General features: G+C 44.7%; 25 protein-coding genes and 1 pseudogene. 19 read left to right on the forward strand and 7 right to left on the reverse strand.

Going from position 1 to position 22,620, the window contains the following annotated elements:
- Window positions 1–3: 3 nt before the first annotated feature.
- Window positions 4–3,000, forward strand: a complete 2,997-nt coding sequence (locus tag RW114_RS12385; RefSeq protein ID WP_340123069.1) for a motility hub landmark protein FimV — start codon at window positions 4–6, stop codon at window positions 2,998–3,000.
- 53 nt (window positions 3,001–3,053) lie between these two features.
- On the opposite strand, the gene RW114_RS12390 is transcribed toward RW114_RS12385, so the two are convergent.
- Entirely contained in the window at window positions 3,054–3,248 is a 195-nt protein-coding gene (locus RW114_RS12390) for an Hpt domain-containing protein (RefSeq protein ID WP_340123092.1), read from the reverse strand.
- A 652-nt stretch (window positions 3,249–3,900) separates the two neighbouring features.
- Here RW114_RS12390 and RW114_RS12395 point away from each other — a divergent pair.
- From RW114_RS12395 to RW114_RS12470, 16 genes are all read left to right on the forward strand, one after another.
- A complete protein-coding gene (locus RW114_RS12395) occupies window positions 3,901–4,404 on the forward strand; it encodes a flagellar basal body-associated FliL family protein (RefSeq protein WP_340123070.1) in 504 nt (167 codons plus the stop codon).
- A 1-nt stretch (window position 4,405) separates the two neighbouring features.
- Complete coding sequence (fliM, locus tag RW114_RS12400; RefSeq protein WP_340123071.1) at window positions 4,406–5,401, forward strand: flagellar motor switch protein FliM; 996 nt, start codon at window positions 4,406–4,408, stop codon at window positions 5,399–5,401.
- A 54-nt stretch (window positions 5,402–5,455) separates the two neighbouring features.
- Window positions 5,456–5,836, forward strand: coding sequence for a flagellar motor switch protein FliN (fliN, locus tag RW114_RS12405; protein ID WP_340123072.1), 381 nt, complete (start codon window positions 5,456–5,458; stop codon window positions 5,834–5,836).
- Window positions 5,836–6,279: a flagellar biosynthetic protein FliO gene (gene fliO / locus RW114_RS12410; RefSeq protein ID WP_340123073.1), complete on the forward strand. Its 444-nt coding sequence runs from the start codon at window positions 5,836–5,838 to the stop codon at window positions 6,277–6,279. Before fliN ends, fliO begins: the two co-directional genes overlap by 1 nt.
- A 37-nt stretch (window positions 6,280–6,316) precedes the next feature.
- On the forward strand, window positions 6,317–7,045 hold the full coding sequence (gene fliP, locus RW114_RS12415) for a flagellar type III secretion system pore protein FliP (protein ID WP_340123093.1): 729 nt from the start codon (window positions 6,317–6,319) through the stop codon (window positions 7,043–7,045).
- A 33-nt stretch (window positions 7,046–7,078) separates the two neighbouring features.
- The gene (gene fliQ / locus RW114_RS12420; protein WP_340123074.1) at window positions 7,079–7,348 is read left to right on the forward strand and encodes a flagellar biosynthesis protein FliQ; all 270 of its coding nucleotides are present in this window, start codon (window positions 7,079–7,081) and stop codon (window positions 7,346–7,348) included.
- Window positions 7,349–7,351: 3 nt separating this feature from the next.
- On the forward strand, window positions 7,352–8,125 hold the full coding sequence (gene fliR, locus RW114_RS12425) for a flagellar biosynthetic protein FliR (RefSeq protein WP_340123075.1): 774 nt from the start codon (window positions 7,352–7,354) through the stop codon (window positions 8,123–8,125).
- Between the two features lie 8 nt (window positions 8,126–8,133).
- A complete protein-coding gene (flhB, locus tag RW114_RS12430; protein WP_340123076.1) occupies window positions 8,134–9,258 on the forward strand; it encodes a flagellar biosynthesis protein FlhB in 1,125 nt (374 codons plus the stop codon).
- 6 nt (window positions 9,259–9,264) lie between these two features.
- Window positions 9,265–11,364: a flagellar biosynthesis protein FlhA gene (gene flhA, locus RW114_RS12435; protein WP_340123077.1), complete on the forward strand. Its 2,100-nt coding sequence runs from the start codon at window positions 9,265–9,267 to the stop codon at window positions 11,362–11,364.
- Between the two features lie 16 nt (window positions 11,365–11,380).
- On the forward strand, window positions 11,381–12,826 hold the full coding sequence (flhF, locus tag RW114_RS12440; RefSeq protein WP_340123078.1) for a flagellar biosynthesis GTPase FlhF: 1,446 nt from the start codon (window positions 11,381–11,383) through the stop codon (window positions 12,824–12,826).
- 31 nt (window positions 12,827–12,857) lie between these two features.
- Window positions 12,858–13,691, forward strand: a complete 834-nt coding sequence (locus RW114_RS12445) for a MinD/ParA family protein (protein ID WP_340123079.1) — start codon at window positions 12,858–12,860, stop codon at window positions 13,689–13,691.
- The gene (locus RW114_RS12450; RefSeq protein ID WP_340123080.1) at window positions 13,688–14,416 is read left to right on the forward strand and encodes an RNA polymerase sigma factor FliA; all 729 of its coding nucleotides are present in this window, start codon (window positions 13,688–13,690) and stop codon (window positions 14,414–14,416) included. The genes RW114_RS12445 and RW114_RS12450 overlap by 4 nt, the downstream gene beginning before the upstream one ends.
- Window positions 14,417–14,434: 18 nt before the next feature.
- Window positions 14,435–15,196, forward strand: coding sequence for a flagellar motor protein (locus RW114_RS12455; protein WP_340123081.1), 762 nt, complete (start codon window positions 14,435–14,437; stop codon window positions 15,194–15,196).
- 12 nt (window positions 15,197–15,208) lie between these two features.
- Complete coding sequence (gene motD, locus RW114_RS12460; RefSeq protein WP_340123082.1) at window positions 15,209–16,075, forward strand: flagellar motor protein MotD; 867 nt, start codon at window positions 15,209–15,211, stop codon at window positions 16,073–16,075.
- A gap of 62 nt (window positions 16,076–16,137) precedes the next feature.
- Window positions 16,138–16,296 carry a hypothetical protein gene (locus RW114_RS12465; RefSeq protein WP_340123083.1) on the forward strand — a complete coding sequence of 53 codons (159 nt, stop codon included), beginning with the start codon at window positions 16,138–16,140 and terminating at the stop codon, window positions 16,294–16,296.
- Window positions 16,296–16,715 (forward strand): DUF2802 domain-containing protein, encoded by a 420-nt coding sequence (locus RW114_RS12470; RefSeq protein WP_340123084.1) that lies wholly within the window; start codon window positions 16,296–16,298, stop codon window positions 16,713–16,715. Before RW114_RS12465 ends, RW114_RS12470 begins: the two co-directional genes overlap by 1 nt.
- 68 nt (window positions 16,716–16,783) lie before the next feature.
- Here RW114_RS12470 and RW114_RS12475 read toward each other — a convergent pair whose 3' ends face one another.
- A complete protein-coding gene (locus RW114_RS12475; protein ID WP_340123085.1) occupies window positions 16,784–17,452 on the reverse strand; it encodes a Bax inhibitor-1/YccA family protein in 669 nt (222 codons plus the stop codon).
- 137 nt (window positions 17,453–17,589) lie between these two features.
- Between RW114_RS12475 and RW114_RS12480 the strand changes: the two genes are divergently transcribed.
- Together RW114_RS12480 and RW114_RS12485 are read left to right on the forward strand one after the other, a co-directional pair.
- The gene (locus tag RW114_RS12480) at window positions 17,590–17,985 is read left to right on the forward strand and encodes a group II truncated hemoglobin (RefSeq protein ID WP_340123086.1); all 396 of its coding nucleotides are present in this window, start codon (window positions 17,590–17,592) and stop codon (window positions 17,983–17,985) included.
- Window positions 17,986–18,135: 150 nt separating this feature from the next.
- Entirely contained in the window at window positions 18,136–18,789 is a 654-nt protein-coding gene (locus RW114_RS12485) for a M48 family metallopeptidase (RefSeq protein ID WP_340123087.1), read from the forward strand.
- A gap of 10 nt (window positions 18,790–18,799) precedes the next feature.
- On the opposite strand, the gene RW114_RS12490 is transcribed toward RW114_RS12485, so the two are convergent.
- The 5 genes and pseudogenes from RW114_RS12490 to RW114_RS12510 form a co-directional block, all read right to left on the reverse strand.
- Entirely contained in the window at window positions 18,800–19,057 is a 258-nt protein-coding gene (locus RW114_RS12490) for a hypothetical protein (RefSeq protein ID WP_340123088.1), read from the reverse strand.
- 46 nt (window positions 19,058–19,103) lie between these two features.
- Window positions 19,104–20,912: a Na/Pi cotransporter family protein gene (locus RW114_RS12495; RefSeq protein ID WP_340123089.1), complete on the reverse strand. Its 1,809-nt coding sequence runs from the start codon at window positions 20,910–20,912 to the stop codon at window positions 19,104–19,106.
- 78 nt (window positions 20,913–20,990) lie between these two features.
- The gene (locus RW114_RS12500) at window positions 20,991–21,815 is read right to left on the reverse strand and encodes an MOSC domain-containing protein (RefSeq protein WP_340123090.1); all 825 of its coding nucleotides are present in this window, start codon (window positions 21,813–21,815) and stop codon (window positions 20,991–20,993) included.
- Window positions 21,816–21,833: 18 nt separating this feature from the next.
- Window positions 21,834–22,181, reverse strand: coding sequence for a hypothetical protein (locus RW114_RS12505; RefSeq protein ID WP_340123091.1), 348 nt, complete (start codon window positions 22,179–22,181; stop codon window positions 21,834–21,836).
- A gap of 318 nt (window positions 22,182–22,499) precedes the next feature.
- A pseudogene (locus tag RW114_RS12510) lies at window positions 22,500–22,620 on the reverse strand (IS701 family transposase); the annotation flags it as partial.

Raw genomic sequence — 22,620 nt, forward strand, 5'->3', positions numbered from 1 at the left:
ACTGTGGTAATTATTGTGAAGAAGAGCAGCGTGCGTAATTTAACTAAAACTTTAGCGGTTGTATCGTTACTGGCACCGGCCAGTGGACATACGTTAGGTATTGGTGAGATTAAATTGCACTCGGCCCTTAATCAAAATCTGGATGCTGAGATTTCTTTAGTCTTGTCAGGCGAGATCGCATCTGACATTAAAGTGAAACTGGCTCCCCCTGAAAAATTTGATGAGGCGGGGGTGTCATGGACTTATTTTCTGTCGAAAATTAAATTTGAAACCATTACTCAGTCTAATGGTTCGGCGATTATTAAGCTGACTTCGAACGAAGCATTAAAGGAACCTTTTTTGGATTTTCTGCTCGAAGTAAGCTGGCCAAAAGGCAATTTGTATCGTGAATTTACGGTATTGGTGGATCCTCCTTCAGTTTATAACCAGGCAATCATTCCCGTTTCAACCAGCACTGAAAGCTATGCTCAACCCCCAGTCGTTACGCCTCAACGTCAGTCGCATGCCAATGGACAAAGCAGTGAGGGCGAATATGGGCCTACACTTGGAAGTGATACGCTTTGGAGCGTGGCTGAACGAACCAGAGAACAGGGCGACGTTTCTGTAGAGCAAATGATGATTGCGATTTATGACGCAAATCCTCATGCATTCTATAAGGGAAATGTTCATGCATTAACGGCTGGAAAAATGCTGAAGATTCCTGAAAGAGGGATTGTTCTTAAATTATCGAGAAATCAGGCGTTAACGGAGTTCAGGCGGCAGACAAAAGCGTGGAAAAATCACTCAGCTCCTGCTTACGTTGATACGGAAAAGGCAAAGCCTGTCCAGAGCGGAATCGAAGCACCTGTCGATAATCAGTTAACCCTGGCGGCTCCGGCTAAACAGGCGGTTGCTGATCATGCCGTTATAGCCTCAGTGAATGAGCAGGAAGGTTCTGACAAGAATGCAGCAGATCGGTCGGAGATAGCTAAGGGTAATGCCGAAGAAAATGGAAGTGCAGCTGTGCCGGCAGATGGTGCGTTACAAAGCAAGGTAGCAGAGCTGGAAAAACAACTGGCGATGATGCAGGAGTTGATCGCTTTAAAGGATCAACAGTTTGCAGTTTTGCAGAAACAATCCCAGGCAAATCTTGTTGCTCAACAGCAGATAGTGCCAGCTGAAGATGTGGCCGCTAAACTTGAGGATCAAACAAGGCCAGTCACCCAACAACCGGTTGACTCGACTCGGCCGGTGCCAGGTGAGGGTGTGGCAGCCAAACTTGAGAATCAAATAACACCCGTTCCCCAACCAACAGTTGTTCAATCCGCTGAGCCAGTGAAGCCATTGGCTCAGCCGGAGCCTGAAACCAGCGGTTCACTGGATACTTACTATCTGGTGGTGGGAAGTGCCGGTGCGGCAATTTTGACTCTGCTGGGCTGGCTTTGGTGGAGGAAACGCAAGGTTGATGAGGAAACGAATACAGAGAGTATGTTTGCTTCAGCCATTATGACTGAAGCACCTGAAGCCGATGAAAATATTTCTGTGCCGGTTGTCGAAGCTAGTTTAGCTGTTCACGATAATGATGCAGGTACGGTGGGTGAAAGTTCTTTCTTGAGTGAGTTTACACCCAGTGACTTTGACTCATTTGATACCGATCAGGGGGAAATTGATCCGATATCCGAGGCTGACGTGTATCTTGCTTATGGTCGTTATCAGCAGGCCGAAGAATTAATACGGCAGGCAATTAAAGATCAACCGGACCGAGATGAATGTAAATTGAAGTTGCTGGAAATTTTTTACGCTAATGAAAGCAAAGCAGATTTTGAAGCTTATGCCACTGAACTGGCGAAATCCGGTAAGCGTAATGAGGCTGATTTTTGGGAAAAAGTGGCGGAAATGGGACGTGAAATTTGTCCTGCTTCGCCATTATTTTCGTCCGGGGATGATCTGTTCGCTATGACTGAGGATGAAACCATTGAAAATACTGGCGAAAGTATCACTGGGGATAATGCGCCCAATATAGAGAGCGTAATTCCTGGAGTTGTTTCTTTTGTGAAGGCAGATGGCAATGATTTTGGGAAGGAAGCGACTGAGTCAAAGCGTAACGAACTTGATTTTGATTTAACTTCATCCGATAAAATTAAAGGTGAAGTTATTGTTGAGGCGCGGCAAAATAACGAAGACATTGATTTTGATTTAAGTTCATTTTCAATGGATACCAAAGAGTCTAATGAGGCGGAAAAAGATGCTATTGATCTCGGTGCTCAGGCTGATGCATTTTCAGGAGAGCAGGTAGAGGATATTAATTTCGATTTAAGTTTATTATCAATGAAATCCGATGAAGCGGATCAAGGTGTAATTGCATCCAATACTATTACCGGTAAGTCCTTCGGAACGACAGGAGAGGACATTGATTTCGATTTAAGTTCATTTTCCATAGAATCAGATAATGGTGTTGTAGCTCCCAATACGCAGGCAGGTAAGTCCTCAAAAGCACAGATAGAAGATATTGATTTTGATTTTAGTCCGTTTTCAATGGATGCCAACGAATCAGATAAGGCAGATCAAAGTCTTATAGATTCTAGTGCTTTAGTGTCTTCGCCGCCAGAGACAAGTGTAGGCAATAAACAGCAGGAATATGAAGCGCATGAATTTGATTTTAGTTTCGATAATGCTGAAATAAAAGAAGTTGATAGTCTTGATTTTAGTGCTATAGATAATAATGATGTTTCTTCCGATAATTCGTTGAATTTTAATGATGATATGGGGGGGGATTTTGACTTTAATTTTGATTTGGATCTGCCCTCGACAACAAAGGATCAGGAGTTTGGTCAGCATGAGGAGTTTAGTGTTTCTGCTCTCACCGATATGGATGAGTTGGAAACGAAACTGGATTTGGCAAAAGCGTATGTCGATATGGGAGATGCCGATGCGGCCAAGGATCTGGCCAGGGAAGTACTTGAGCAAGGTACGGTTGAGCAAAAAAACATAGCCCAAGCATTGCTTGACGAGTTGGGCTAAAATTGATTTTTATTGCCCATAAAAAAGGCCCTTTATGGGCTTTTTTTATGGGCTTAGCATTTATCAAGATTTACCAGGATGAATTCTTGATGACGGGTGAAATTTAAGATGTGTTGTTGCAGCAGCAGAAAGTGCCGGTCAATTGTGGCGTAATTATTGATTAACAGGCAGTTTTCCAAGATATTTGCCGATTGCTGGATAGCCATCAATCCACAAAAGCTTGCCGAACCATTGAGTTTGTGTGTAATTTCTTTGGCAAGATCGTATTGTTTGCCAGCGCATCTTTAATGTCAATGACTTGCAAGAGCGGTTCCTCGAATAGCTTTTTAAAAAGGGTCAAAGCAAGATGTTTGTTGTTATTGGTTATACTCAAGATTACTTGGATATAAGCTAAAGCTAACGTCTTTGAGCTCATCAAATAAATTGTCCACGTTGCTTGATTTTCAAAGGCACGTTTGTTTTCCTGATAAAGGATGTTGCTTTGATGCGTGCTTGTATTGAGTCATCAGCGTATTCATCGTAGAGTGGTTTTATGTTTTGGCTGCCATAGAAAGATTTATTTCAATATGGGTGAGGGTGTCGGTTTCGTGACACCTTCATTTTTAATGTTGCGATTTTTTGGGTGTATTTATTTGTTTAATGATGCTGAATTAATAATTGATACCGGGTGTAGTTAATTATTAACATTTATAAGTATTCCTATCTTATTCTTTTAAAAGGATCTTTTTTCTTGTATGATTTGATTTTGTGATGCAGGCCAATGCTAATATTTAGCCGTGTGTTAGGGTTATCCACAGTTGTAATCGGATGCGTAATTTAGATATATATTATTGTTTTTATATGGATTATTTTTTATGGTCTTTAGATTGCATATTTATTAAAAACTAAAGGGTTTGCAACATGGCTGAACTTGAACAAGAAGATGGAGAGAAAAAGAAATCTCCTAAAAAACTGATCATTATAATTGTCGCTGTAGCGATTTTATTAGCAATGAGCGGAGGTGCCGCTTATTTCTTTATGAAAGGGGATTCCAGTGAAGGCGAAACAGTTGAACATGTTGATGAAGATGAGTCGGCAGTTCCAGCAGAAAAACTCTATTTTGAGATGAGTAAACCCATTGTTGTTGATTTCCCCAAGGGGTCGACAGCTAAGCACGGGCGAATTACGGTATCTATGTTGGTTGAAAGCGCTGAAACCATTGCCGTGTTAGCAAAAAATGAACCCATGATACGCAATAATCTGTTGATGCTGATGAGTGCGCAGGACAGCAGCGTATTAAATACCCGTGAAGGAAAAGACATGTTACGCCAACTCATGCTAGATGCGGTGACTGCCGTTCTAGTGAAAATGGCAGGAAAGGGTAAGGTTAATGAGATATTCTTCACTTCATTTGTAATGCAATAACATGAGTGATTTACTCTCGCAGGCAGAAATCGATGCGCTGTTGAATGGTGTAAGCGACGGAGATATTGACACGGAAGATGAGTCCGAGTTTTATGCTGAAGCGGATACCGAAGAATTTTATGAAAAAGGCGTAGTCAGAGATTATGACTTTGCCAGCCAGGAAAGAATTGTTCGTGGGCGTATGCCGACCCTGGAAATGGTTAATGAACGATTTGCCCGGTTTATCCGTATTTCGCTGTTCAATTTCCTGCGTCGATCGGCAGAAATTTTTATATCGGGCATTCAGGTTCAAAAGTTTTCTGAATATATACAAGGGTTGCTGGTTCCGACTAATTTAACGATTGTTCGATTTAACCCCTTGCGCGGCAAAGCCTTGATAGTCATCGATCCGCGGCTGGTTTTTACCGTGGTGGACAACTTTTTCGGTGGTGCCGGACAATTTTATAATCAGACCGAAGGCAGGGAATTTACACCGACCGAAATGCGGGTGGTCCGGATTATCATTGATATGATTTTCAAGGACTTGAAGGAAGCCTGGAAGCCGGTTATGGATCTCGACTTTGAATATGTGGGAGCAGAAATCAATCCACGGTTTGCCAATATTATCGGTCCTGGAGAAATTATTGTGATCTCTACCATTCATGTTGAGTTGGAAGGTGGGGGCGGTGATATAAACATTGCGATGCCCTATGCGATGCTTGAGCCAATCAGGGAGTTACTGGATGCTATCAGTAGTGACAGTGGCGAGGTTGACGGCAGTTGGCAGGCCTCATTGCGTGGTGAAGTGCTGAGAGCTGAAGTGAGTGTGAACAGTCTTTTGGTGGAAAAAAACATGAGCATAAGAGACGTTATGCGGTTAAAGAAAGGTGATGTCATACCTATCGATATGCCGGATACGGTGATTCTTAAAGCGGAAGGAATTCCGGTGTTTGAAGGTAAGGTCGGCATATCGGATGGCAATTATGCCATCCAGATTATTGATAAGGTAAGGTCTTGAATCAAGCTGACGCGCTGTAGAGTTCGATTATGACAATAGTAGGTTGGGAATAAGATGAGTGAAAATCCAAATACGCCTGAGAGTGCTGAAATAATGAGTGATTTTGAGACCGCCGCATTTGAGGAATTTAATGATCAGATTGAAGATAAAAAATCGTCTTCAGGTCTAGGTGATGAAGTCAATCTGGATGTTATTTTGGATGTCCCCGTGACTATTTCAATGGAAATTGGGCGGACACAGATTAATATCAGGAATCTGTTGCAGTTAAATCAGGGCTCGGTTGTTGAGTTGGAACGTTTTGCCGGTGAGCCGCTTGATGTGCTGGTAAACGGTACGCTGATTGCGCATGGTGAAGTGGTGGTGATCAATGACAAGTTCGGCATACGCTTAACCGATGTCATAAGTCCATCGGAACGCGTTAAAAGATTAGCCTGATGATTGGAAAAAAAACTGTCACCTGGTTGTTGTTCTGGTGGTTTCCTTCCTGCTTTGCCGTATCGGGTGCTGATGCTTCAAAGCAGGCGGTCAGGACGGTTTCTTCCGGTGATGCGCTCCATTGGGGAGTTGGACTGCTGATAGTCTTAGCTATTTTTTTTCTCTGTGTTTGGGGAATGCGCAAGTTAAGCGGAATCTCTGTCAACGGTGCTGAAAAAATGCGTGTGGTCGGCGGCCTGTCGCTGGGTATGCGGGAAAAAGTCATTTTACTCCAGGTCGGAAAAAAGCAGCTTATTTTGGGTGTGACACCGGGACGTATAGAGGCATTGCATGTGCTGGAGGGTGACGATTGCTTGAACAGCGAGCCGTCGCCGTCTATGGCTAGGGACAGCGGATTTGCGCAAAAACTGATGCAAGTGATGAAGGGACGATCCGATGATTAAAAGCGCTTTATTTCGATCAGTGGCATTTCGATTGCTGATGATAGGTCTCGCTTTTTTGCTGCTCGAAACACCGGCTTATGCCGCAGCGGGAATTGACGCGGTCACCGTCACTACGGGTAAGCAAGGCGCTCAGACTTATACGGTAACGATCCAGATTCTGGCGTTAATGACCTTGTTGACCGTGTTGCCTGCGTTGTTGTTGACCATGACTTCGTTTACCCGGATCATGATTGTCCTCAGTTTGTTGCGTACGGCTTTAGGCACCGGGCAGGCACCCAGTAATCAGGTGTTATTGGGCTTGTCTTTGTTCTTGACTATTTTCATTATGATGCCGGTCTTTGATAAGGTGAATAGCGAAGCCGTCCAGCCTTATCTGGAAGATAAAATCGATGTGACTGCCGCTATTGAAAAGGCTTCCGAGCCATTCAGGCAATTTATGTTAAAGCAGACCAGAGAGGCTGATCTCGAACTATTTATCCGAATTTCGGGCAATGCGGAGTTAGAATCAGCCGAAAACGTACCGTTTTCGTTATTGCTGCCGGCTTTTGTGACCAGTGAATTGAAAACGGCGTTTCAAATAGGCTTTTTGATTTTCTTGCCATTTTTGATTATCGACTTGGTGGTTGCCAGTGTGCTGATGTCCATGGGTATGATGATGTTGTCGCCGATGATTATTTCTCTGCCCTTTAAGATAATGCTATTTGTTATGGCCGATGGCTGGTCGTTGATTATGGAAATGTTAGCAGCGAGTTTTTATGTTGTGTAGGGGCGACCGGTCGGTCGCCCGGGCGAGTAGATTATGACGCCGGAAACCATTTCTATGATTGCGCAGGATGCGATGATTGTCGCGGTTAAACTGACCGCACCGGTGTTATTGCCGTCATTGGCTGTTGGCCTGATTATCGCGATGTTTCAGGCGGCTACACAGATTAATGAGGCGACGTTGACATTTATCCCCAAGTTAATTGTTATAGGGCTTGTTTTGCTGATTATGGGGCCGGGGATGCTGCAACTGTTCCTTGATTATTTTCAGGGCTTGATCAGGGATATTCCTCAATTAATTGGCTGAACGTTGAACTTTACCGAAGAGCAGCTTCTCGACCAGGCGGCATTATTTATATGGCCTTTAATGCGCGTTAGTGCGATGTTTGTATCGGTGCCGTTGTTTAGCATTCAAGCCGTTCCGGCCCGAGTCAGGCTGATTCTTGCGGTGGTAATAACGCTGGTTATCATGCCTTTACTCCCCCCTTTGCCCGTTGTTGAAATGTTTAGCTACACTGGATTTATGATGGCTATTGCTCAGACTATGATCGGTTTGACCAGTGGCTTTATCGTGCAGTTGGTTTTTGCCGCCGTCGTTTTTGCGGGGCAAGCTATTGCTTTAAGCATGGGCTTGGGTTTTTCAATGATGGTAGATCCGCAAAGCGGGCAGCAGGTGCCGGTGATTGCGCAAGTTTATACTATTATCGCTACGCTAGTTTTTATCAGTTTGAATGGACATTTGTTGTTGATACAAATGGTTCTGGACAGCTTTAAAACCTTGCCTATTGGTATAGACGGTATAGACAAGGCGGGTATCTGGTCAATTATCGTCTGGAGTGGTCGGTTGTTCACCGGCGGCTTATTGCTGGCCATGCCTGTTATGGCCAGTCTGTTGTTGGTGAATATCATTTTTGGGGTAGCGGCCAGAGCGGCACCGCAATTGCAAATTTTCTCGGTGGGCTTTCCGGTAACCTTGATGTTGGGAATGCTGTTGGTTTGGAAAACATTACCTGATGTGCTGGCTCAATTTCCCGGGATGTTGACGGATGCTTACGATTTGATCGGCCAACTATTGCACTTGTAAATTAAATTATGGCAGATAAAGACGACAAAACCGAAGAGCCTACCGGTAAGCGGCTAGAAGACTCCAGAAAGAAAGGCCAGATTGCCAGGTCCAGGGAGCTCAATACCTTTGTGATGCTGATAGCCAGTGCCGCGATGTTTCTTATCCAGGGAAGACAAATCGGCAAGGGCCTGATAGCGGGAATGCAGGCGCAGTTTCAGTTGAGCCGCGAGGTTATTTTCGATCCCGCTAGCCCGATAGTCTTTTTTAAACAAGCGATGATTGACGGTCTCCTATTGCTGGCGCCGTTTTTTGCACTGATGGTCTTTGTCGCCATTATTACCCCGATATCGATGGGCGGCTGGGTGTTCAGTTGGGAGGCTATAGCGTTTAAACCGTCAAAAATGAATCCTATTACCGGGATCGCCAGGATGTTTGCGGTAAAGGGCTTGGTTGAGCTATTCAAAGCCTTGTTAAAAATTTTATTGGTTTTCGCCGTAGCGGTGGCTTTGTACAAAAGCTTTATCGGAGAATTGTTGGGATTGAGTGCAGAGCCGCTAGGGCAATCAGTCAGTCATGCACTGAATATTATTGGTATATGCTTTTTAGTGCTTAGCGCTTCGTTGGTGTTAATAGTGATGATCGACGTGCCTTATCAGTTGTGGGAGCACACCAAAAATCTGAAAATGTCCAAGCAGGAAATCAAGGATGAAAATAAAGAATCCGAGGGAAGTCCCGAAACCAAAGGCCGGCAGCGCAGGGCGCAAATGGAAATGTCGCAAGGACGTATGATGTCGGCCGTGCCGGACGCCGATGTTATTGTTACGAATCCCAGCCATTATGCGGTGGCCTTAAAATATGATCAGAATTCAAATGGCGCGCCAAAACTGGTTGCCAAAGGTGTCGATTTGATCGCCGCCCAAATACGTAATGTAGCGATAGGCGCTGACGTACCGCTGGTGGCGTCTCCGCCGTTAGCCAGAGCGTTGTATTATTCGACCGAGATAGATAGCGAGATACCGCAGGGGCTTTATTTGGCCGTAGCTCAGATTCTCGCCTATGTCTATCAGTTAAAAGCCGCTCAGAAAAATGATTGGAGAGTGCCGTTGCCGCCGGCAGATATTAACGTGCCTGACGAATTTAAACGAGATTAACCGGGTATGGATTTTACTAAATTAAAAACAGCGTTGGCGATACTGGGCAAAGCCGAAATGGGTGCGCCATTAGTTATCATCATGGTGCTGTCGATGCTGATATTACCGTTGCCGGCATTCGTACTCGATCTGTTCTTTACCTTTAATATCGCTTTTTCGTTAATTATATTGCTGGTTGTTGTCTACACAGTTAAGCCGTTGGAATTTGCATCATTTCCAACCGTTATTCTGCTGGCAACTATATTACGACTAGCGCTGAACGTGGCTTCGACGCGTGTTGTATTGATCGACGGACATAAGGGCGGCGATGCGGCCGGTAAGGTGATTGAGGCCTTTGGTGCATTTGTTATTGGCGGTAACTTTGCAGTCGGTCTGGTGGTTTTTGCGATATTGATCATCATTAACTTCATGGTCGTTACCAAAGGTGCCGGACGGATTGCGGAAGTTGGGGCAAGATTTACGCTGGATGCGATGCCGGGTAAACAAATGGCTATAGATGCGGATTTGAATGCCGGTTTGCTGACTCAGGATGAAGCGCGTGAGCGGCGTGCGGAAGTGGCTACCGAAGCGGATTTTTACGGCTCTATGGATGGCGCGAGTAAATTTGTCAGGGGCGATGCAATTGCCGGGATTATTATTTTATTTGTCAACATGATTGGCGGTCTTGCCATTGGTGTGGCTCAGCACAACTTGAGTTTTGCCGAGGCCGGTGAAATTTATGTATTACTGTCCATTGGTGATGGTTTGGTCGCTCAAATTCCGTCGTTGTTATTGTCGACAGCATCCGCGCTGGTGGTCACCAAGGTTGGCAGCACCGGTGAAAATATTGGACAACAGGTCACTTCGCAGCTATTTGCCAATCCCAAAGCGTTGACGGTGACGGCAGCGGTGGTAGGTGGGCTGGGCATTATTCCAGGCATGCCGAATGTGGTCTTTATCTTGCTGGCCATGATTTTAGCCGGTTCTGCCTATTTAATTGACAAAAAGCATAAAGAAGCTGAATTAGTTGCTGTCGATTATCCGCAGGAGTTGGCTCAAAACACCGTTATTCCTGAGACTAAAGAGTTGGGCTGGGATGATGTGATGCCGGTCGATGTTGTCGGACTGGAAGTGGGTTATCGGCTTATTCCGTTGGTGGACAAGAACCAGGGCGGGCAACTGATGATTCGAATCAAAGGCGTACGAAAAAAACTGTCTCAAGAGTTAGGTTTTTTAATACCATCGGTGCATATCCGGGATAACCTTGATTTAAGTCCGACAGCTTACCGGATTTCGCTGATGGGAGTGACTGTAGGCGAAGCTGAAATTATGCCGGAAATGGAAATGGCGATTAATCCAGGGCGTGTTTTTGGTACCTTGAAGGGCAATGCCTGCAAGGATCCTGCTTTTGGTTTGGATGCGGTGTGGATAGAGCCGAGCCAGAAAGATCATGCGCAAACTCTGGGTTATACGGTGGTTGATCCTGGGACCGTGGTGGCGACCCATCTGAGTCATCTGTTGCAGGCGCATGCCCATGAATTGTTCGGTTATGAAGAGGCGTATAAAATACTCGATAACTTGGCTAAGTCTGCGCCTAAGTTGGTCGAGGACTTGGTGCCGAAAACATTGCCGCTAGGCGTGGTGGTCAAGGTATTACAAAACTTGTTGCAAGAGCATGTACCTATCCGGGATATGCGTAGTATCGTCGAAACTTTGGCGGAGTACGGGATCAAGAGTCAAGATCCCGACATCTTGACGTCGGCGGTACGTGCGGCATTGGGTCGGTTAATTATCCATGAAATCAGTGGGATGCAGGATGAATTGCCGGTTATTGCGCTGGATCATGAGTTGGAACAGTTGTTGCATAAGTCTTTGCAAACGGCAGGCGAAAGTGGTGTCGGGATCGAACCAGGATTGGCGGAACAAATGCATGCATCGTTGCAGGAAAGTATGCAGAAAATGGAAATGGAAGGACAAACGGCGGTGTTGCTGGTTTCTTCTTATATCCGCCCCTGGTTATCCCGATTCGTTCGCCATTCCATTCCCGGATTACATGTCTTGGCATACAATGAAATACCTGCTGATCGCCAGATCAAAGTGGTTTCAACTGTTGGGCGACGAACATAGCACATGAGGCTACCCTATGAAAATTAAACGTTTTTTTGCAGAAGATATACGCCAAGCCATGCGCATGGTCAAAGAAGAATTGGGCGCCGATGCAGTCATCATGTCAAACAAGTCGGTTGACGGCGGTGTTGAGATCGTTGCCGCGCGAGATTTTGATGAGCAGTTGATTCAGAGCAAGTTGCAAAAACAGGCCGAAGAGCAACAGTCCCCCTCTCGGTCGCAAAAAATGGATTTGCCTGATTTTGATGCAGAAAAAAATCGATTGCATGTTTTAAGCAGCTCAAGAAAACAAAGTGCGGATGGTTTTTTGGCTGAGAATTCTTCAGTGCGGTCGCATCGGTTCCCTACCGATTCCGACACTTCCACCATCCCTGGCAGTCGCCGGAATATTGACCAATATGTGGGCTACGCAGAAAAAGTACATCTACGCGGAAATCTGGAAACGGTAACAGCAAAAGTCACCAAGCCGGTTGCCGCTGTAGCAACAGAAAGGCCTATGCAAATAGCCATGCCGGAGGAAAAACAGAGCAATCCGTCAGATAATTTGTTGCTGGAAATGAGCCGGGAACTCAAGTCCTTAAGGTCGGCGATGGACTCCAAATTGTCCAGCGTTAGTTGGGCGCATAATGCGCAAACCAACCCGGTCAGGGCTGAATTGCTGCAACGTTTGGCTGGCATGAGTATTTCAAGAAAATTGAGTGTTAAAATTGCCAATCGTTTTGCTAATCACACGGATCCTGAACTTGTTTTTAGCCAGGCTCAAGAGCTGCTGGCTAAAGTGTTGCCGGTAGCTGACGATGATTTGCTCCAGAACGGTGGCATTGCCGCCTTAGTAGGACCTACCGGCGTGGGTAAAACCACAACGATCGCCAAACTGGCCGCCAAATTCATTTTAAAGCACGGGCCAAGACAGGTTGCCTTGATTACTACCGATAATTACCGTATTGGCGCTCATGAGCAATTGAATACCTATGGACGGATATTAGGCATTCCGGTTCGGGGGGCATCCAGCGCTTCTGAGTTGTGCAACATTATCAATGGTTTTGCAGACAAACGGCTTATTTTGATTGATACTGCCGGTATGAGCCAACGCGATATGAAACTGGTCGAGCAGATTAATACCCTGCAACAAAGCGGACAAGCCATTAGATCCTATCTGGTGATGTCGGCTGCGACTGAATACAAGGCCATGAATGAAATTATCAAAGCCTTCCAGGTTTTTGAACCGCAAGCCTGTATTTTGACTAAACTTGATGAGGCGGCAACGATTGGTTCGGCCATTTCTTCAATAATAGAACATAACCTGCCGCTGTCTTTTATTGCCGACGGTCAGCAAGTACCTGAAGACATGCATAGTCCTTGTGCCCGGACTTTGGTCGCACAATGTGTGGCTGAGTTGGATGAAGAGAGCGACTATAACGATGCAAATAATGAAGCTTGGGCGGCGCAAGGTTATGCATAAGCAATCTGATCAAGCAGCGGGAATAAGAAAAATGAATCAAATTAAGCCTGTCAGAGTTATCGCAATCACCAGCGGCAAGGGCGGTGTAGGTAAAACAAACTTGTCGGTTAACATCGGCATAGCCTTATCGCAAATGGGTCAGCGGGTGGTATTAATGGATGCTGATTTGGGTCTGGCTAATGTTGATATTTTGTTAGGCGTTTACCCCAAGTTCAATCTTTCTCATGTGCTCTCAGGAGAAAAAACCTTAGATGAAATTATGATTGAGGGGCCTTCGGGTTTGAGAGTGATTCCAGGGGCATCGGGTATTCAGAGGATGTCTGAATTGACGACGATTGAACAAGCTTCAGTGATCCATGCCTTCAGCGAGATCGATCAAGATATCGACGTATTGATTGTCGATACAGCGGCCGGCATATCGGCGAGTGTGGTGAATTTTGCCCGCTCCTGTCAGGAAATTGTCGTTGTTGTTTGCGATGAACCCACCTCGTTAACCGATGCTTATGCGTTTATCAAGTTGCTTAACCGGGATTATGGTTTGTCCAAATTTCATGTGATCACCAATATGGTTCAGACTGTTCAACAAGGCCACGCGTTGTTTCAGAAATTAAATAAAGTAACCGATCGTTATCTGGATGTTACGCTGAAGTTTGCCGGTGCAGTGCCTTATGACGAATATTTGCGTAAGTCGGTTCAAAAGCAAACACCGGTTGTTATCGGCTTCCCCAGAAGCAAAGCCGCTCTCGCATTGAAAACGATAGCCGCACGAATTGACAGCTGGCCGCTTAAATCTCAGGCGGGCGGTTATATCGAGTTTTTTATTGAAAGAATGATTCAGTACGGTTCCCAAAAGGATGTTGCATGAGTGGCGTGGCAATGTACACAGCGGTACAGGCGGGTGGCACCGATGAGCGTGTCATGCAGCATGCACCGTTAGTTAAGCGCATTGCCTACCACTTATTGAACAGACTGCCCGATTCGGTTCAAGTCGATGATCTGATTCAGGCAGGGATGCTTGGCTTGCTGGAGGCTATCAGGAATTATGACGCCTCGCAGGGAGCCAGTTTTGATACCTATGCCGGTATTCGTATTCGGGGTTCGATGTTGGATGAGGTCAGACGCAGTGACTGGACGCCTCGTTCCGTGCATAAAAAATCGCGTAGGGTATCCGACGCGATACGTGCGATTGAAAACAGAACCGGGCGCGAGGCAAGAGACGTTGATGTGGCCGAGTATTTAGGTATAGCCATTGATGAATACAATCACATTCTTCAGGATTCAAGCAGCTGCCGTGTGTTTAGTGTCGAAGAATTGACGCAAGATGGCGATCATTATCTTGATGAATCCCTGCGTCAGCAAGAAGGTCTGGCAGACGGCCTAGGTCGTGAAAGTTTTCAACAGGCATTGGCAGACGCGATCATGGGTTTGCCCGAGCGTGAGCGTCTGGTTATATCGCTCTATTATGATGAAGAACTTAATTTGAGGGAAATCGGCGAAGTTTTAAATGTGAGTGAATCCAGGGTTAGCCAGATCAGCACTCAGGCCGTATTGAGATTACGTTCAAGGCTGTCTGAATGGACAGCAAATTGATAGTTTTTAGTGGCCAAGTTGAAAACTAAAAAAATGGATATTTTAAGCATCACCGGTGTTTTAGTCGGTGTCGGTGCGATTCTGCTGGGGATCGTGTTGGACGGTGGTGACATCAGTTCGTTGGTTAATGCACCGGCACTTATTATTGTGTTTGGGGGGACATTCGGGGCGACACTTTTGCAATTTCCACCGGCTATTTTTGTCAGAAGCATGAAAATGTTTTCGTGGATATTAATCCCCAAGGAAGTGGATCTTTCAGCGCAAATCGACAAGGTGATTTACTGGAGCCATCTGGCGCGAAAGGAAGGTTTGTTAGGTCTTGAAAATGCGCTGCCTAACGAAAAAGATCCGTTTATAAAAAAGGGTTTGCAGTTGTTGGTTGACGGAAATAATCCTGATGCGATACGTGAGATATTGGATCTGGATATGTATTCCAAGGAAAATAGGGGCTTACAGGCGGCAGGGTTGTATGAAGCTATGGGCGGTTATGCGCCGACCATCGGTATTCTCGGTGCCGTGATGGGCTTAATTCATGTGATGCAGAATCTGACTAACCCGGAACTTTTAGGTCAAGGGATCGCGACTGCTTTTGTCGCGACAATATATGGTGTGGGTTCTGCCAACCTGATTTTTTTGCCGGTTGCGAATAAATTAAAAACCCATGTACTTGCATTGACTCAAGCTAAGGAAATGCTGGTTGAGGGCATTATCGCTATTGCAGATGGCGAAAATCCAAGAAATATCAAGCTTAAATTGGGCGGTTATCTGCATGACGCATAGTAAGGCTTGGCTATGGTGAGGCGTAGGAAAAGGTATGTAGGGGCATCCGACCGGTCGCCTACTACAAATCGTGACCGATGGATGGTTTCTTACGCGGATTTCATTACCTTATTATTTGCATTTTTTGTGGTCATGTATTCAATTTCATCAGTCAATGAAGGGAAGTACAAGTCGCTGTCCGATTCATTAGGTGAAGCATTTTCAAATAAAGAACAACAGGGCAATGAAGTTATCTCCATTGAGGCTGGCGCTTTGTCGACGATCATACAGCCTATTCCATTAGAAAATCCCACGACGGTGGAAATTGAAAAAAGGCGGGAGCTGAGCGAAGAAATATTAAAAGAAAGAAGGCAGTTGAGCCAAGTGTCCGATCAATTCGAACAGGTTTTAGCGCCTTTTATTGATGATGAGCTGGTTTCAGTTAAAAAAAACGACTATTGGATAGAGCTGGAAATGAATAGTGAGCTGTTATTCTTGAGTGGTGAGGCGGAATTGTCCAAAAAAGCGATACCCGTGTTGAAAAAGATTGTCGAAGTGATCAAGCTATTGCCAAACATGATTAATATTGAAGGGCATACCGATAATGTTCCTATCGATAACCTAAAATTCAGGTCGAACTGGGATTTGTCATCTGCTCGTGCGACCAGCGTCGTACATGAGTTTGTCAAGGACGGCATTAATCCGCCCCATTTGTCAGCCATTGGTTATGGCGAGTTTCATCCTATTGGCGATAACAAGATAGAGGCGGGGCGATTTAAGAATAGGCGAGTGGTTTTGGTATTAATGGCGCAGGCTTTTGCTCGTTATGGTGCTAATGATGAACAACGTGCCAAATTATTAAATTTGGCGCCGACAGCGACGGTTGTTGATCAACAATAAAGTAGAATAATAGCTAACAGCTAATATTAAATAAACAATAATGTCAGTCACAGGAGGTCGGTATGCTAGAAATACAACCCATAGCACTCTCTTTTCCAGTCATAAAACCCCAAAAAATTAAAAGGGATGATAATCGCCCAGAGAAACATCCGCGTAGAAAAGAACAAGAAGCGGAAGAACAGGGTGCTGAACCTATACAACATATTGATGAAGTTGTTTGATGAATAATCCTTTGATGACCGTTCTTATCATTGAGGGCGTGGCGATTGTTATTATGCTTGTGGTACTTTTTTGGCTGGCGCGTACTCAACGGAAGCTTAAACACAAGTACCTGGTTCTTAATGATATTGTTCACGGTAATACTAATGATATTGTCGGCTTGTGTACCGCCGCTTTAACGGTGGATGGCCGAATAGCCACAGTGGATAACCGGATAGCCGTTACGGACGAGCAGATCAACGATTTGGCAACAAAGCTTTCCGAGGTCGAGCAAAATGACCAGTCGGATCACCCGTACAGCGTAGACATCCGAAAAGTAAAAAGTGGAGCCGGCATCAATGAATTAATGCAAAGCTCAGGATTGAGCCATGATGAGGCGGCTTTATTGATTCGCTTGCATGGCTCTAAAAACCAGTCATGAAAGGAAAAAAAGCCCGGCTAACCAAAGTTAGTCGGGCTTTTTAATGTGGGATGGGCGTCAAAGATTATTTAGTCTTCGCCGCTGAATACGCCCAACAATTGTAATAAGCTTAAGAACAGGTTGTAGATGGTAACGTATAAAGAAACAGTCGCCAAAATATAGTTGGTTTCGCCGCCGTGAATGATTTCGCTGGTTTGGTATAAGATCATACCGGACATCAGCAGGATAAACATCGCCGATACTGCCAGCGATAAGGCCGGTATAGCGAAAAATATTGCGCCAAGACCCGCCAGAAATGCGACCAGAACGCCTACCATCAGGAAGCCGCCCATAAAGCTGAAATCTTTGCGCGTTGTTAGGGCATAGCCGGAAAGTCCCAGGAATATAACGCCGGTTCCGCCTAATGCAGTCATGATCAATTCGTGACCGTTACTGAAGGCTTTAATGTACATCGTTAAAATAGGGCCGAGAGTTAGTCCCATAAAACCGGTCAAGGCAAAAACAAAAACCAAGCCTAAGCTACTGTTACTGAATTTGGTCGTTAAAAACAGCAGGCCGAAATAGCCGATTAGGGTGATGACAATGCCAAAATGCGGCAAATTCAGTGCCATCGCTGCACCGGCAGTCATCGCGCTGAAAATCAACGTCATCGACAATAACAAATAGGTGTTTCTCAGTACTTTATTGGTTGCCAGAATACTGGATTCCGTGCGTGGAATAGCGGTATTTAGTTTCATTTTATTTGGATTCCTTAAAAATACATGGTTAACATAACAAATAGCCCTTTAGATTTTACAAGAGTTTTGAGGTATTGGTAAGAATATTTAGTAGAATACTGAATTATTGAAAGAATGATTTTTCAGAATACAGGGTTATGACAGAAAATAAACAAACAACACCTTATGAACTGATAGGCGGAGAAACGGCAATACTCAATCTGGTGGAACGGTTTTACTTTTTTATGGATAGTTTGCCTGAAACGTCCGGAGTTCGAGGTATGCATGCGGCGGATTTGGCGGCTGCGCATGACAAATTGTTCAAATTTTTGTCTGGCTGGCTGGGCGGTCCCGATTTATTTATTCAGGAGTACGGGCATCCAAGATTGCGGCAGCGGCATATTGCCTTTGCAATAGACGAAGTTGCAAGAGATCAGTGGATGTTATGCATGAATAAAGCCCTAAATGAAATAACCATGGATGCCAATTTCAGGGAAAACTTAAGTCAGGCTTTGCAGCAATTGGCAACCCACATGATTAATCAGGATGGTTAGATTTACACCTAAAAAAGACGATTAGTCCAGGAAAGACGCGAAATAAATCAGAATAGTGTAAAACCTCCAGTAAAGAGAACTGTCATTTCTAATCCAGCATTTTCCTATCAAATCCGACGCAGTCAGCGGGCTACGCAGACGCGAATCATTGTGACGCCCGGTAAAGTGGAAGTCGTCGCCCCGTTAAAAGTCGCCGAACATAAAATCCATCAATTCGTTCAGTCCAAGCAGCAGTGGATAGTCCAGGCATTGGCTAAAATCGCAACTAAAAGTCATCAGCATAAAACGTTGGCTCCGGCTGTTTACGGACATGGCGCTGAAATTCCTTATCAGGGAGTATCGTATAAATTGGCAGTAAGACCCACAAAATTAAAAAGGATAAAAATAGAATTTAGCCAAGAATTTATTGCCCATGTCCCCGACGCATTGATGATTAAAGACCACAGTGCCGAGATAAAAGAGGCGTTAATACGCTGGATGAAAAAGGAATCGAAAAGCCAGGTAGAGCAGTTGGTAAAACAGCATGCGGAAAAAAAACAGTTATTTCCCCAGACGATTAAAATCAAAACGCAAAAAAGCCGATGGGGCAGTTGCGGCATTCATAACGACATCAATATCAATTGGCTGTTGATCATAGCCCCGCCCGAAGTTCTGGAATACGTAGTGGTACACGAGCTTTGCCATATCAAGATCAGAAACCATTCCGCCCATTTCTGGGCTCTGGTTGCAGAACATTTGCCGGATTATCAAAGCCGAAGGCACTGGCTGAAAAAGCATGGAAGCAGTTTGATGATGGGTTTGTAATATCATCGGTTCAGGTTTTTTTACGTTCGTTAAGTTGCTGCAAAACTTCAATGCCTTTTTTTCGCTGTGCCCTGATAATTTCCAGTTCAGTTTGATAATGTTTTGTTAAGCAATCGTCGTCAGTCTGTTGCAAGGTATCGGTGATTTTTCGTTCTTTTTTCTTCAGTTTAAGCAGGATTTTTTTCAATTCATCGATATGTTGTCTTTTTTTGTGTTTGTCGGTGTCAAAAAAGGCCTGTAATTTATGGAGCAATTTTTCTATTTTCATGGCTGGAATGACGGGTTGAGTTTAGTTAAATGGTGTAACGATGATGTTATTGGGTATCCATAGTGTGAACAACATCATTGATTTCGGTTTCATTTAGGCTTAATTGATGTTCAACATCGGCATCGCCGATGTTGCCGTGCAAAAACAGCGTTTCGGCGGCTTTCAGCAGATTTTTTTTAATGCTGCGCATATAGGCGCTGTCATTAATCAGCGAAGATCCGGTTTCAGGGGATATTTTTCGTTCTCTAATCAGTGTTTCAATGGCGCGATTCATTTGCATGTCATCATTTTTAATGGATGCTTTTAATGTGTCCAACGATAATAACGGTAATTCGTTGCCTTCAATTTCATGCCTGAAAGTTTCAATTTTCTGGATATGCAAGACTATTTGGTAGGCAATTTTATTGTATTCATCGATCCTGATTTGATTGGTTGAGGATCTGGCTCGAACCCAGTTCTTTTGCAAATGCTTGGTGTCTTTAATGGCCTCTACAAGATGTTTATTGGCCTCGCGTAGCCAGGAAAGTCTTGAAGACTGGGCCATTTCCCAGGTGAATCCGGCTTGGCTGATAAAGGCAATAATAGCGCTGTAGATACCTTTTATCCGCTTTTCATAGCTGGCGTCTATATCGTATTCAATCGGATTTTTATTTTGCTCTATGAGCTGCTTGAGTGAGTCGTTTTTTTGGAGATCGCGTTGATGTAGGCCAAAAGTGTGCAAAATAATATGAATGGCATTTTCATATAAATGAATACTTTCCAGTCTGACCGATTCAACGACTGTTTCAGGGAAATCCATGGCGGACGGGTCCAAATATATCGGTTTGAAAATAGCGGGACGTTTTTCGATAAATATTTTTTCCAGTAAAGTAACCTGTTGATTAATAAGTGGAAAAAACAGGATAATGCCGGCAAGATTAAACAGGCTGTGAAATATTGCCAGTTTCATAGCATGATCCGAGGTGGCAATACCCAAATTTGCGCTGATGATGTCAACAGCGATACCGAATTGTTTAATAAAAATCAGTACAATGATTCCGGTAGACAGGTTGATTAACAGATGTGAGCCTGCCAGACGTTTACCCTGAACATTGGCGCTAAGAGCAGCAATGATCGCGGTAACTGTTGTACCGACATTGGCGCCTATTGCCAACGCCAGCGCATTGTCATAAGTAATTTGATGCACGGAAACCGCAGTAATGGTTAACAGCATGGTGGCGTGGCTGGACTGCATGATAATGGTGGCGATGATGCCTAAAGCCGTATAAATAAGTAAGCCTTTGACGCCGGGCATGGCGTATGTGGCCAAGTTTATTGTGCTTTCAAAGTGCTCAAAACTTTCTTTCATGTAATGTATGCCGAGCAGCAAAAAACCCAAGCCGGTCAGGATATAGCCGATGCCTTTTAACTGTTTGCCGTTCTGGAACACGCATAAAACGCCAAAAATCAGCAGCGGCATGGCGTAGGCGGCAATATTAACTTTCAGTCCCAGTCCTGCGATCAGCCATGCACCGGTTGTCGTACCCAGATTGGAGCCGAAAACAATACCGATGCCGGCAACTAAATCAAGCAAGCCCGCACTCAGGAATGATATGGTGATGACGGAGACCAAGCTGCTGGATTGCATCAAGGAAGCCGATAGGAAGCCGAAGCCGAAACTTTTCCAGACGGTGTTGGTCGTTTTTTGTAAAATTCGCTCCAGTACGCCGCCGGTAAATGCTTTAAATCCTTGCTCCAGGGACAGCATGCCGAACAGAAAAATTGAGACGCCCGCCGCAATGCCTTTAAATTCTTCACTGAGCCAAAAGCCGTAAGACAATAGCGGAATGACAATCAACAATAGGGCTTTATGCATGGTTAGTTGGAGGATTTTTTTACTTGACTGAGCGAAGTCGAAGTGAATGAAAGGCGGCTGTTTATTCGCCTAAACAGGCTAGATTGGCGGTTGTTTTGCGCCGGTTAGTTTGATGTGCACGGTATCGCCGACACTCAATTGACCGCATTGATTATGCAGGGCATTTTGTCCGAAATAAACGTTATTTTGCCATTTCCGGGTACGGTTGAGCGTAATCAGCGGTTCCTTGCCGGTCTGTGCAGTTTCAGGATCTATTGTTGGAATGGAGCAGCGGGAGCAAGGTTTGGGGAGTCTGAAATCGATAGTGCCAATGCTGATTTCGCGCCAGCTGTCTTCTGCATAGCCGGGACAGCCGGAAATAACCAAATTGGGTCTAAAACGGGTCATAGCCAAATTCAGCTGCATTTCGTTATTTAATACGGTCAGAGAGTTTTCTGCAATGATCAGGAAAGGAAAACCGTCAGAAAATGCCACCTTGTCGGAAGGCTTAGCATAGTCGGGATCAACCGGTCGAATGACCTCGTCGGGCTGGTAAACCAGCTGGCAATCTTGTTTTAAAAAATCGCTCAGCCATTGGTCGGCTTCTTTTGAAACGCTATGGGCGTCACACTGGTCATGCCAGATGGTGCTGTTAATGAGTTGTCCATCAACGGGTTTAATGGGTAGGAATAAATCTTCCATGCCCGGCGCTGACAGGATTAGGTTTTTAGGAGTCAGTGCGGTTTTAATTAAAGCCATTTCCGGCAACTTGCGCTGGCTAAGGAATTGCCGGTTAGGGTCGATAATCATCCATTTTCTGTCGTGCTGAAAGCCTTTTTCAGTGACAGGCCAGCTGTTTGCATGAATGCCTGCTAATGACTTTACCGGATAGACGGCAATTCCGCTTAAAATAAAATGTGTCATTGGCGATGAGCGGTGGTCTTAACCTAACAAAGATTTTACTGCGTTTTCAGTTATATTGCTGTGAGTTCCTTGTGCCTGGACCGGGTTGCTTTGAAAATCGGCGATAATTTGGCGGGCCGCTTGTTGAGCTTGTTCTTTATTTTCTATCGGGGCAGATCTGTCGCTGCTTTTTACCGGTGAAGATGCAGATAACCTTATTGAGGTATCGGAAAGCTGTACTGTTTGAGTAGAAACTTTTGAACTGTCGTCCTGGTCCTTAGCTGACTGGGTTGCGATAACGGACTCATTACTTTCCACGTTTTTTGCGCGTTGGAATGTCGTGGTAATAAGCGGTTCTTGTCGTGGTTGTACTTTGCTGGCGTCCATTATTATGTCCTTTTAGCTGAGTTAATCGGGCCGTAAAAAACGGCAATGGTTTGATCTTGAACCTAAGATTAGGCCTGAAATAATAGGTATTTTTGTTGATGCTGAGCTCTTTGTTGAATGAAGTCAATAGACTATTTGCCAATGATACTGGCATTCTAAAAAGAATGAGTTTTGTTAATGTTATAACCACTAGTTTTACGGTAGGTTGGCAATTTTAGAATGAAATGTTTCATGCTAGTTTTAGTCAACTTCATCGAAAAACTAAACAAAGTGAATGAATCCGTTAAAATTAGCGCCTGTGTGTTTTATTATCTGATGTTACGCAGCCAGTAATTTTTGCAACTCTTCATAAGCTATCTGGTTCGCTTTGATAAATAGCTTAGTTCTTAGCGCAAAATGATTGGCCTTGTATTTTATCTTCAGACATTCCAGCTTGAAC

Origin of the sequence: Methylobacter svalbardensis, from assembly GCF_037671525.1 — a bacterium.
Lineage (GTDB): Bacteria > Pseudomonadota > Gammaproteobacteria > Methylococcales > Methylomonadaceae > Methylobacter_A > Methylobacter_A svalbardensis.

Coding starts and splice junctions, on each gene's coding strand:
- RW114_RS12395 (WP_340123070.1), top strand. CDS start 3,901: ATGGCTGAACTTGAACAAGAAGATGGAGAGAAAAAGAAATCTCCTAAA.
- fliM (WP_340123071.1), top strand. CDS start 4,406: ATGAGTGATTTACTCTCGCAGGCAGAAATCGATGCGCTGTTGAATGGT.
- fliN (WP_340123072.1), top strand. CDS start 5,456: ATGAGTGAAAATCCAAATACGCCTGAGAGTGCTGAAATAATGAGTGAT.
- fliO (WP_340123073.1), top strand. CDS start 5,836: ATGATTGGAAAAAAAACTGTCACCTGGTTGTTGTTCTGGTGGTTTCCT.
- fliP (WP_340123093.1), top strand. CDS start 6,317: ATGATAGGTCTCGCTTTTTTGCTGCTCGAAACACCGGCTTATGCCGCA.
- fliQ (WP_340123074.1), top strand. CDS start 7,079: ATGACGCCGGAAACCATTTCTATGATTGCGCAGGATGCGATGATTGTC.
- flhB (WP_340123076.1), top strand. CDS start 8,134: ATGGCAGATAAAGACGACAAAACCGAAGAGCCTACCGGTAAGCGGCTA.
- flhA (WP_340123077.1), top strand. CDS start 9,265: ATGGATTTTACTAAATTAAAAACAGCGTTGGCGATACTGGGCAAAGCC.
- flhF (WP_340123078.1), top strand. CDS start 11,381: ATGAAAATTAAACGTTTTTTTGCAGAAGATATACGCCAAGCCATGCGC.
- RW114_RS12445 (WP_340123079.1), top strand. CDS start 12,858: ATGAATCAAATTAAGCCTGTCAGAGTTATCGCAATCACCAGCGGCAAG.
- RW114_RS12450 (WP_340123080.1), top strand. CDS start 13,688: ATGAGTGGCGTGGCAATGTACACAGCGGTACAGGCGGGTGGCACCGAT.
- motD (WP_340123082.1), top strand. CDS start 15,209: ATGGTGAGGCGTAGGAAAAGGTATGTAGGGGCATCCGACCGGTCGCCT.
- RW114_RS12465 (WP_340123083.1), top strand. CDS start 16,138: ATGCTAGAAATACAACCCATAGCACTCTCTTTTCCAGTCATAAAACCC.
- RW114_RS12470 (WP_340123084.1), top strand. CDS start 16,296: ATGAATAATCCTTTGATGACCGTTCTTATCATTGAGGGCGTGGCGATT.
- RW114_RS12475 (WP_340123085.1), bottom strand. CDS start 17,452: ATGAAACTAAATACCGCTATTCCACGCACGGAATCCAGTATTCTGGCA.
- RW114_RS12480 (WP_340123086.1), top strand. CDS start 17,590: ATGACAGAAAATAAACAAACAACACCTTATGAACTGATAGGCGGAGAA.
- RW114_RS12490 (WP_340123088.1), bottom strand. CDS start 19,057: ATGAAAATAGAAAAATTGCTCCATAAATTACAGGCCTTTTTTGACACC.
- RW114_RS12495 (WP_340123089.1), bottom strand. CDS start 20,912: ATGCATAAAGCCCTATTGTTGATTGTCATTCCGCTATTGTCTTACGGC.
- RW114_RS12500 (WP_340123090.1), bottom strand. CDS start 21,815: ATGACACATTTTATTTTAAGCGGAATTGCCGTCTATCCGGTAAAGTCA.
- RW114_RS12505 (WP_340123091.1), bottom strand. CDS start 22,181: ATGGACGCCAGCAAAGTACAACCACGACAAGAACCGCTTATTACCACG.